Origin of the sequence: Variovorax sp. PBS-H4 (assembly GCF_901827205.1) — a bacterium.
Lineage (GTDB): Bacteria > Pseudomonadota > Gammaproteobacteria > Burkholderiales > Burkholderiaceae_C > Variovorax.
This window is the reverse complement of the sequence record NZ_LR594675.1, coordinates 1,231,815-1,241,519: the sequence shown is the minus strand read 5'-3', so window position 1 is coordinate 1,241,519 and position 9,705 is coordinate 1,231,815. Positions and strand designations below refer to the sequence as shown.

General features: G+C 65.8%; 10 protein-coding genes. 3 read left to right on the top strand and 7 right to left on the bottom strand.

Translation table 11 applies throughout. The annotated features are described in order from the left end of the window. Positions 1-10: 10 nt before the first annotated feature. The 7 genes from E5CHR_RS05865 to E5CHR_RS05835 form a co-directional block, all read right to left on the bottom strand. On the bottom strand, positions 11-856 hold the full coding sequence (locus E5CHR_RS05865) for an SDR family NAD(P)-dependent oxidoreductase (RefSeq protein ID WP_162578817.1): 846 nt from the start codon (positions 854-856) through the stop codon (positions 11-13). Positions 857-874: 18 nt separating this feature from the next. Beyond that, complete coding sequence (locus E5CHR_RS05860; RefSeq protein WP_232061973.1) at positions 875-1,912, bottom strand: branched-chain amino acid ABC transporter permease; 1,038 nt, start codon at positions 1,910-1,912, stop codon at positions 875-877. Further along, positions 1,905-2,777, bottom strand: coding sequence for a branched-chain amino acid ABC transporter permease (locus tag E5CHR_RS05855; RefSeq protein WP_162578816.1), 873 nt, complete (start codon positions 2,775-2,777; stop codon positions 1,905-1,907). Before E5CHR_RS05855 ends, E5CHR_RS05860 begins: the two co-directional genes overlap by 8 nt. 12 nt (positions 2,778-2,789) lie before the next feature. After that, the gene (locus E5CHR_RS05850; protein WP_162578815.1) at positions 2,790-3,509 is read right to left on the bottom strand and encodes an ABC transporter ATP-binding protein; all 720 of its coding nucleotides are present in this window, start codon (positions 3,507-3,509) and stop codon (positions 2,790-2,792) included. Beyond that, on the bottom strand, positions 3,506-4,327 hold the full coding sequence (locus tag E5CHR_RS05845; protein WP_162578814.1) for an ABC transporter ATP-binding protein: 822 nt from the start codon (positions 4,325-4,327) through the stop codon (positions 3,506-3,508). Before E5CHR_RS05845 ends, E5CHR_RS05850 begins: the two co-directional genes overlap by 4 nt. Next, entirely contained in the window at positions 4,327-5,535 is a 1,209-nt protein-coding gene (locus tag E5CHR_RS05840) for an ABC transporter substrate-binding protein (RefSeq protein WP_162578813.1), read from the bottom strand. Before E5CHR_RS05840 ends, E5CHR_RS05845 begins: the two co-directional genes overlap by 1 nt. 142 nt (positions 5,536-5,677) lie before the next feature. Next, positions 5,678-6,532 carry a MarR family winged helix-turn-helix transcriptional regulator gene (locus E5CHR_RS05835; protein ID WP_162578812.1) on the bottom strand — a complete coding sequence of 285 codons (855 nt, stop codon included), beginning with the start codon at positions 6,530-6,532 and terminating at the stop codon, positions 5,678-5,680. Positions 6,533-6,865: 333 nt separating this feature from the next. Between E5CHR_RS05835 and E5CHR_RS05830 the strand changes: the two genes are divergently transcribed. From E5CHR_RS05830 to E5CHR_RS05820, 3 genes are read left to right on the top strand one after another with little or no spacing between them, the layout of a single operon-like run. Next, entirely contained in the window at positions 6,866-8,089 is a 1,224-nt protein-coding gene (locus E5CHR_RS05830) for a Rieske 2Fe-2S domain-containing protein (RefSeq protein WP_162578811.1), read from the top strand. A 9-nt stretch (positions 8,090-8,098) separates the two neighbouring features. After that, positions 8,099-8,440 (top strand): non-heme iron oxygenase ferredoxin subunit, encoded by a 342-nt coding sequence (locus E5CHR_RS05825; protein ID WP_162578810.1) that lies wholly within the window; start codon positions 8,099-8,101, stop codon positions 8,438-8,440. Continuing rightward, entirely contained in the window at positions 8,437-9,705 is a 1,269-nt protein-coding gene (locus E5CHR_RS05820; protein WP_162578809.1) for an NAD(P)/FAD-dependent oxidoreductase, read from the top strand. The genes E5CHR_RS05825 and E5CHR_RS05820 overlap by 4 nt, the downstream gene beginning before the upstream one ends.

The following is a 9,705-nucleotide window of genomic DNA, read 5'->3' as shown; positions in this document are numbered from 1 at the left end:
CGACGACGGGTCAGACGCGAGCGGGCGTCGCGGGCATGCGCCCGTCCACATCGGTGAAGCCGTACTCCTGCGCCAGTTCGGCGACCAGGTGGAGCTGACCGGTCTTTTCCATGATCCGCGGATCTGCGGCGAGCGCCGCCACGGCACGGCCTGCAAACTCCGGCGACTCCCCGTCGGCCATGATGCGCTGCGCCAGGGCTGCCGGCATGCGGTCGGGCTGCGCGAGAAACTTTTCGCTCTTGATGAAGCCGGGCCAGATCACCACCGCTGCAACGTTGAAGGGTTTGAGGTCGTGCGCCATGTCCTTGGCCATCTTGTCGACGCCGGCCTTCTGTACGCCGAAGGGCACGTTGAAGGTGTACCTGACCGCCCCGCCCGATGAGGTATTGACGATCAATCCCTGCCGCCGGGCGACCATGCGCGGCGCCACGCAGCGGCTGGCCACGTAATGGGAACGCAGGCCGACGCGCAACAGTGTTTCCCAGATGTCGTCGTCCAGTTCCCAGAACGGGACATTGACGGGCATCCGCGCAGGCGCCGCGAAGACGTTGTTGACCAGCACGTCGATCGTGCCGGACTGCTCGTCGTGCACGCGCTCGAACAAGCGCTTCACGCTGCCGTCGTCGGCGTGGTCGCAGACGACGGGAATGCACGTCCCGCCGCGACGCGCAATTTCGTCGGCCGTCTCCTGGAGGGAACCCGGCCAGTTCGATGAACCGGACTCGAGCGTGCGGCCCGTCGCATAGACCAGGGCTCCCGCCTCGCCCAGGGCCAGGGCGACGCCCTTGCCCACGCCCCGTGTCGCACCAGTGACCACGGCCACCTTGCCTTCGAGCGGCCTGTTGTGACTTTGCATTCCTGCATCTTTCCTTGACTACGATCCGATTCGGGTGGGCAGCCGCAGGGACGGGTCCGCCTCAGGTGCGCGTGCCTTGGCGAGCGCCACGCGCCTGCGCCACTTGCCGATCATGGGCAGCACGAAGACCGCCGCCAGCATCACGCAGCCGTAGATCACGCCCGTGAGTTCCTGCGACAGCTTCTCCGCGATGTCCGGCACCACCGACAGGAACACTGCCGCGACCATCGTTCCGACCCCGGAACTCGGGCCGGCGAGTGCGACACCCACCAGCAGGCTCAATGACAGGAACACCGTGAAGCTGTCGGGTGACACGAAGTTGGTAAGTTGGGTGTTCAAGGCGCCGGCGGCTCCGACGGCGGCGGCACTGACTGCGAAGGCGGCAATCCTCCACTTCCTGACGTCGACGCCCACGGCCGTGGCGGCAGTCGGGTGATCTCGCAGCGTCATCCACGCGAGGCCTGCGGGTCCCTCCAGCAGTCGGCGCAGGGCGCCATAGATGAGCAGCGTCCACAGTGCCGTGTGCAGCAGGTTCCATTGATCGGCCTGCATGCCCAGGAAGGCAAACGGAGCGCCGGCCGGGTCGAGGCTGAGTCCGCTGACGCCGCCCGTCAATGATTCGAGAAGCGGGTGCTTCAGCAGTTGTGGGAGCGCGACCGCCAGTGCAAAGGTCGCCAGCGCCAGATAGGGGCCGGACAGGCGCGTTGCAGGAAGGCCGAATAGAAGTCCGAGCAATCCGCAGACCACCATCGCGACAGGGACGACTGCGTACGAAGGCAGCCAGTGGTGCGAAAGCACAACGCCGGCCGCGTAGGCGCCCATCGCAAAGAATGCACCGTGCCCCAGCGAAATCTGGCCGCTCGCGCCGATCAGCAACTGGAGACTGCGAACGGCCAGCGCGAGGATGAGCAGGCTCGCGACCTTGAACGCCCAATACCCCGGCAAGAGCAATGCCGAAACGGCAGCCAGCACGACCAGGAGGACCACGGCCGGCGCACCCTGGAGGCGTGGCAGGAGGCGCATCGACCGGTGGGTGCGGTTGATGGGCTCAGACACGTTGCACGGCCTTTCCGCCCAGCAGCCCCTGCGGCCGCACCACGAGGATCGCGAACATGATGGCCAGCGCGATCGTCAGCTTGAGCTCGTTGCCCGTCACGTAGGCCCCCAGCAGGTTCTCCCCGACTCCGAGCACCAAGCCCCCCAGGATCGCCCCCGGCGGACTGTCGACGCCCCCCACCACCGCGGCAGCAAAACCATAGATCATGATGCCGCTCATCATGTGAGGGCTGAGGAAGACGACGGGCGCGGCGAGTACGCCCGCCACGGCACCGATGGCACCGGCCACGCCCCAGCCGATCATGAGAACCCGGTTCACGTTCACGCCCGACAGCGAACTCGACAGCGGGTTGAGCGCGGCCGCCCGCATGGCCAGCCCGAGCCGGGTGAAGCGGAAGAACGCCATCATGGAAAGCAGCACCAGCAAGGTGACCGCCACGACACCGACCGCATGTCCGGAAACCAGTCCGCCTCCGAAGCGTCCCCAGGTGTCGAACGGGCTCGCGAAGCTGTGGCTCTCATGCCCGAAGACCAGGCCGGCCGCACTCTGGATGATGATCATCAGGGCGACGAAGACGGTCACGATCGCAAGCAGCGGTGCATCGTGAAGAGGACGCAGGGCGACACGCTCCACCAGGGCGCCCGCCACGAAGCCGAAGGCGATGGCCGCCAGGGCAGCCACGCCATAGGGAAGTCCGGCCTGGATCAGCGACCAGGCGATGTAGGTGGAGAACATTGCCATCTCGCCCTGCGCAAAGTTCACATGATGGGTCGCGCGATAGATCATGACCAACGCAAGGGCGAGCATCGCGTAGATGCATCCGTTCACGAAGCCGGCGGCGACCTGCTGCACAAATTCCGTCATTCGACTCTCCCCTCAGATTCCAAGATAGGCTGACTTCACCCGTGGGTCGTTGCGCAGCGCCTCGGCCGCGCCGCTGATGGCGACCCGCCCCGCCTCGAGCACATAGGCGTTGTGGGCGAGTTCCAGCGCCAGCCGTGCGTTCTGCTCCACCACCAGAATGCTCAGGCCGGTGTCGCGATTGATCTGCGCGAGCACGTCGAAGATCTGCCGCACGACCATCGGCGCAAGCCCGAACGACGGCTCGTCGAGCATCAGCAGGCGCGGCCGCAGCATGAGGGCCCGCGCGATCGCCACCATCTGCTGCTCGCCGCCGCTGAGCAGGCCCGCCGGCTTTCTACGGTACTCGGCGAGGCGCGGAAAGAGCGAATACATGCGCTCCATGTCGTTCCTCGCGTCGGCGCCACGCGCACGCGTGATGCAACCGACGAACAGGTTGTCCTCGACCGTCAACTGCGTGAAGGTGCCTCTGCCATCCGGCACGTGTGCAATGCCCAGGCGTGCGATGGCGTCGCACGCCAGCCCTTCGATGCGCAGCCCATCGAACACGATGGTGCCGTGCGTCTTCACCAGGGCCTGGCTGATGGAGCGCAGAACCGTGGTCTTGCCCGCTCCGTTCGCGCCGAGCAGTGCGGTGATGCCGCCGCGGGCCACGTCGAGGTCGACCGACTTGAGGACGGTCGTCGACTGGTAGGTCGAGTACAGCCCGCGGACCTCCAGCAAGTTGGGCGTCACGACTCTGCTCCGAGGTAAGCCCGGATCACGTCCGGGTGTGCCGCCACCTCGCAGGGCGTGCCTTCGGCAATCTTTCTGCCGAACTCCAGCACCACGACCTGGTCGGACACTCGCATCACCAGGTTCATGTGGTGCTCGATGAGCAGCACCGTGACCCCCATCCGGTCCCGGATCTCGAGGATCCAGCCCATCAGTTCCTCCACGTCCTGATGGTTGAGCCCTGCCGCCGGCTCGTCCAGCAAGAGGATCTGCGGCCGCATGGCAAGTGCGCGTGCCAGCTCCACGCGCTTGCGGGTGCCGAACGACAGTTGCGAAACCGGCGTCGCGGCGACTTCGCCCAGCCGCGCGAACGCCAACAGCGCGTCGACGCAGTCGTCCACCTCGCGGCGGTCTTGCATGCCCCTGCGGTTGCGCAGCAGCGAAGAAAAATGGCGCCCGCCGAACTGCAGGAAGCAGCCGGTCTCTATGTTCTTCCTGACCGACTGGCGATCGAACAGTGCCACGTTCTGGAAGGTGCGTGCAATCCCGAGAGCGGCAACCTGGTGGGACTGCACCTTCAAGAGGTTCTTGCCGTCGAAGGTGATGCCCCCTTCATGCGGTTCGTAGATGCGGCTCAGGCAATTGAAGAGCGTCGTCTTGCCTGCACCGTTCGGCCCGATGATCCCGCAGATCAAGCCGCCCGGCACCGAGAAGGAGACATTCGACAGCGCCTGGATGCCGCCGAAGCGCACGCCCAGGTTGTCGACCCGCAGAAGCGGCGCGCGTTGCACCGCGGCGAGCCCGGCCGCGGCATCGCTGCGCGAAAGCACGGCATTCATCAAGCCGTCACCGGGACCCAGCGAGAACCGTCGAAGCGCTGCAGCCGCAGCTGCTGGATCAGCCGGTAGTCCTTCGGCGATGTGTTCGCCGTGATGCCGGGAATCAGCGCAGGAAGAGCAACGTTATTGAGAGAGGTCGCCTCCTTGAGAATGCGTTCGGAGCTCAGCTCGTCGCCGCAGCGGCGCAGAACCTCGGTCATCAGGCAGCCCATGCTGTAGCCCACCAGGTTCAACTGCTCCGTCGTGTCGCCTTCCGGGTAGTACTTCTTCATGAAGCCAAGCCATTCCTGAAAGCCCGCGTCGCCGGCCCACTCCGGATCGCCGGCGGACTTGCTCGGTGTCGCCGAGATCAGTCCCACCGATTTGTCCAACCCCGCCACACGCAGCACCGTCGCAACGAAGTTGCTGGTGATGGGGATGATGTGAAGCGGCTTCCACGGCAGTTCGCTGACCTTGCGAATGGCCTGGATCGTGAACTTCGGGCTCGTGATGTTCATGAACACGTCGGCGCCCGAGCCGGACAGCGTGATGAGCTGCGACTCGACGGTGGGCGCCGTGGCTTCGTAGCCGGCCGCTGCCACCACCTGCGCCTTGCCCCCGAGTTCCTGCAAGCGCCGCTTGAAGGAGGCCAGGTACTCCTTGCCGAAGTCATCGTTCTGGTAGAGCACCGCCACCTTCGCACCCGGATTCACCTTGTGAACGTAGTCGGCGTACACCGAGGCTTCCGTCGAGAAGGTCGGCAGGCCTGGGAGCGTCCACGGATAGTTCTGCGGATCGGCAAACCGGTCGCTGCCGGCGTAGACAAAAAGCTGCGGGACCTTTCTCCCGTTCAGGTACTTCTGCACGGCGACGTTCTGCGCCGTCCCCATGCTGGCGAACATCGCCTTGACGCCTTCACGCTCCACCAGATTGCGCGTCTGCTCGACGGCCTTGGCGGGGTTGTAGGCATCGTCGACGGTGAGCAGGTTGACGCTGCGACCATTGATGCCGCCGCCATCGTTGACCATCTTGAAGTAGCGCGTCTGCACTTTTCCGATCGCGCTCAGGGCCGACAGCGGCCCGCTGTAGGGCATCGTCTGCCCCAGCTTGATCTCGCCGCGGAAGTCGGCGGCAGCTTGCGAGCTTGCCGTGCCGAGGGACATGGCGAATGGCGCCATGGAAGCCTTCAGGAGCGTGCGGCGGGAAAGAGCGTTGCGGGGGACATTCATGTTGGATCCGATCACTGGAACAAGCGGCCGTGGCCGTCCGCAGATGCCGGACTCACTCGACTCGACTTGCCCAACTATTACTGTCCAACGATTATCTTCCTAGAAAGACAAAAGTCACTAGCATTAACCCTGTCCCCTCGGCCTACATGGCCGCGATCAGTCGCCGGAAGGACTCATCCATCCGCCGCAATTCCGCTCGCTCGAGGCCGCTGGCCTTGACGATCTGTTCGAGGGATTGCGCAATCCTCGTCATCGCAGTGTCGGCCACGGCGAGGCCCCGCTTCGTGAGCTTCACGAGTTCCGATCTGCGATCGTCGCTTGCGGCAGCGCGCTGGATGAGCTTCTGTTCGCGAAGACTGTCCAGCCGCTTCGTGATGGCGCCGGAGGTCACCAGCAATTCGCGGTAGAGATCCGTCGGTCTCATGGCACTGTCGGCACCGTTGCGGCGCAGGGCGAGCAGCACATGAAGATCGCCGACCGTCGTCCCCGCCTGCTTGGCGACTTCCTGCACACGGCGGTCGTGCAGGTGGTGGGCAAACTCGATGCGCAGAAAGAAGCCCGGCAGCCAGAAATCGACATCCGGGCGCTCCTGTGCCCATGCTTGCGAGATGGCATCGAGCCGGTTCGGTTGCAACTGGCTGGCCCTGCGCGCGTGCCGGGCCGCGTCAACCGGAGACGGCCTCGGCGCCGCACGCCCGCCGAGCGCAGCCTGGCCGCCCTGCTCGCCGTCCGCCCATCGCAACAGCGATTCGACGGCGGTCTCAAACGTCAATCCGTCCGGCCCGTCGTCGTGGCTGGGGCCGAGCTTGATCTGCCGGTACTTGCCTTCGCCGACGAAGACCCGGCCATACCACGCAGCGCCACGGCTGCCCTTGTAGTACCCGAGGTGGGTTCGCGGCGAGTGGATATGCCAATAAGGCTTGGCGCGCAGCGGCAAGGCTCCGCGCGCCGAACGCGAAGAGAGATCGACGAACCGGGAAGTGTTGGGATCAGGCATGTGTGTCGGCTGTTTGTCCAACACGGAGTTTACCCAAGTTACCCAACTCTTCAAAGCAGAAACGGGCCCGGCGCAGGCCTTGCCATGCCGCCTGCGCCGCGGTGCGTCTTGCTGTGCGAGCGATGGTGACGGGACCGCGTCTTCGGTGTGTCACAAGGGCAGCCGTCTTCATGCACGGGCAGCACAGGGTGATTTATCCAATTTACCCAATTCACCTCGAGACAAACCCAGTCACCATCCATAGGAGAAACCCTTTGGTCACTTGACAATCTATCTTCTCAGGAAGACAGTCCGGCGACTTTCAACTACTTTGCGATCGGATCAGGAGCCACCATGACAACCAAGGAAGAGAACGAACTCCTCACGCGGGTCGAAGGCGATGCGCCCATGGGACGGATGCTGCGGCAGCTCTACTGGGTGCCCGCGGTCCTGTCTTCCAGGCTGGAGCCTGGCGGTGCGCCGGTGCGCGTGAAGCTGTTCGGCCATCGGTATGTGGCCTATCGCACGCACGACGGCCGCGTCGGCTTCCTGAACGAGGCATGCCCGCATCGCGGCGTGTCGCTCGCACTGGCGCGCAACGAAGACAACGCGCTGCGCTGCATCTTTCACGGCTGGAAGATCTGCGTTTCGGGTGAAGTCCTCGAAGTGCCGAACGAGGCCGCCAACCCGGAATGCTTTCGCAAGACCGTGAATGTGAAGCACTATCCGACCGTCGAAGGCGCAGGGCTGGTCTGGGCGTGGCTGGGCACCGGCGAAGCACCGGCCGCTCCGAATTTCGAGTGGATGAACCTGGGCCCCGAACAGGCGTATTCCTGCGGGCTCGAGCTCAACTCCAATTGGCTCCAGGGTGTCGAGGCCACCATCGACTCCTCGCACATCGCCCTGCTGCACCAGAGCCACCTGGCTCATTCGACCATGGACATGGCCGCGGCGCGGGTGAACAACGCCGTGCGCTACAAGTTCGACGACACGCCCTACGGCTACCGCGCGGCCGCCCTGCGCGAGGCGCCCGACGGGCAGTGCGTGGCGCGCGTCACCGAGTTCGTGATGCCCTACTACGGGCTGATCCCGCCGATCAACACCGGCGACGAGCAGGACCGCACCGTCATCATCGCGGTGCCGGTCGACGACACGCACCTGATCCAGTGGTACATCTACTACAACACGAAGCGGCCGACCGATTCGATGAAGCGCGCCCAGCGCGCCAACACCTGGCCGATGGCCGGCGGCGTCTGCCACGACGCCGATCGCGCCTGGGGACAGAACCGTCGCCTGATGGCCAACGGGAATCACACCGGCTTCACTGAGATCGTCGTGGAAGACTTCGTGACGCAGGTCAGCATGGGGCCCATCGTCGAGCGTTCCGACGAGTACCTGTGCTCGGCGGACCAGGCCATCATCCGGCTGCGCCGCCACCTGCTGAAGGCCGTGCGGCAATACATGGCCGACGAGCTGCCCGCGAGCGCTGCCGCCGAGGCGCGCGACTATTCCGGCATCACCGCGACCGGCGGCCGCCTCAAGTCCATGGAGGACGACTGGCGCAACATGCCGCGTTGAGCACAGGCCATGAACAGCGAACCGAAGCACTGGGTGCGGGCCTGCGCCGTGGACGACGTCAAGCGGGGAGAGCCGAAGGGCGTGAAGCTTTCGGGCATCCCCGTGGCGCTCTACCGCCTCGATGACGGCATCTACGCCACCCACGATGTCTGCACGCACGCCTACGCGCTGCTCTCCGAAGGGTACATCGAAGGTGAGTCCGTCGAGTGCCCATTGCATGGCGCGCTCTTCGACATCCGCACCGGCAAGTGCCTGGCGGTGGCGAGCGCCGATCTGGCGACCTATGCGGTGCGCGTCGAAGACGATGCGGTCATGGTCGAGCTTCCGAAGACCAGCACCGGCGAATCATGAGTGCGACGACGCCGACAGCTTCCCGCGCAGCGCGGGCCATTGGACAACGTGTCGTCATCGTGGGTGGTGGGCAGGCAGCAGGGGCCGCCTTGCGCAGGCTGCGACAGCTCGACTATCCCGGCCCCGTCGCGCTCGTCAGCGACGAGGCTCATGTCCCTTACGAGAGACCGCCCTTGTCCAAGGAGTACCTGAGCGGCACCGAGCGCGAGCTGCGGTGGGTGGCGCCGGGGCACAGGCCGAACGAGCGGATCGCCACCGAGCGCACGGCCGTCGCCGGCGATGTGCGCACCAGAACCATCAGCTGCAATGACGGCACGGCGTTGGAGTACGACTTCCTGCTGATCGCCACCGGCGGCATGCCTCGCCGCCTCGGCATGCCCGGCGCCGATCTGGACAACGTGCATTGCCTGCGGCACGCGAGCGATGCCATTGCCCTGAAGGAATCCATTCGACGGTGCTCGCGGATGGCCCTGCGGCTGCTGGTCGTCGGAGGCAGCTGGATCGGGCTGGAGGTGGCAGCCGCCGCCCGGGGTGCGGGCGTCGAGGTCACCGTGGTCGAGCAGGCGGAACAGCTTTGCCGCCGTACGCTTCCCTGCGCGCCGGCAGCCTTGCTCCACGCACTTCACGCAGCGCACGGCGTGGACCTTCGATTGCGGACGTCCGTCGCCGGCCTGGATGGCGGCCGGGAGGTCCGGCGCGCGCGGCTGTCGGACGGGTCCGTGCTCTCGGTCGGTGCAGTGGTCGGCGGCATCGGCATCACGCCGAACACCTCCCTGGCGCAGCGGCTGGGCCTGCTGGTTCGCTCCGGCATCGTGGTCGATCGTCATTGCCGATCCTCGGTGCCGGAGATCTACGCGGCCGGCGACGTCGCCGAGCAGGCCTGCCACTGGCATGACGATTCCCTTCGCATCGAAACATGGGAGAACGCCAACCGGCAGGGCGAGACGGCCGCGATGCACATGGCAGCCCTTGCGACCGGCACCGGTGAACCCGAGGCGCCAGGGCGCGCAGCCCCGCCCTGGTTCTGGTCGGACCAGTACGACATGAACCTGCAGGTGGTCGGCGCGCCGGTGCGCGGCGACGCCGTGCTGGCCTGCCAGTCGAGCGCACGCGAGCGGCTCTTCGTCCACCTGCGAGGCGACCTGGTGGTCGGTGCCGTCGGCATGAACAAGCCGCGTGAAATGCGGCGGCTTCGAAAGCTGCTGACAGAGCGCCCCCAGCTGCCAAGGTCCGAACTGCTGCAGGAAGGGTTCGGCTTCGATTGA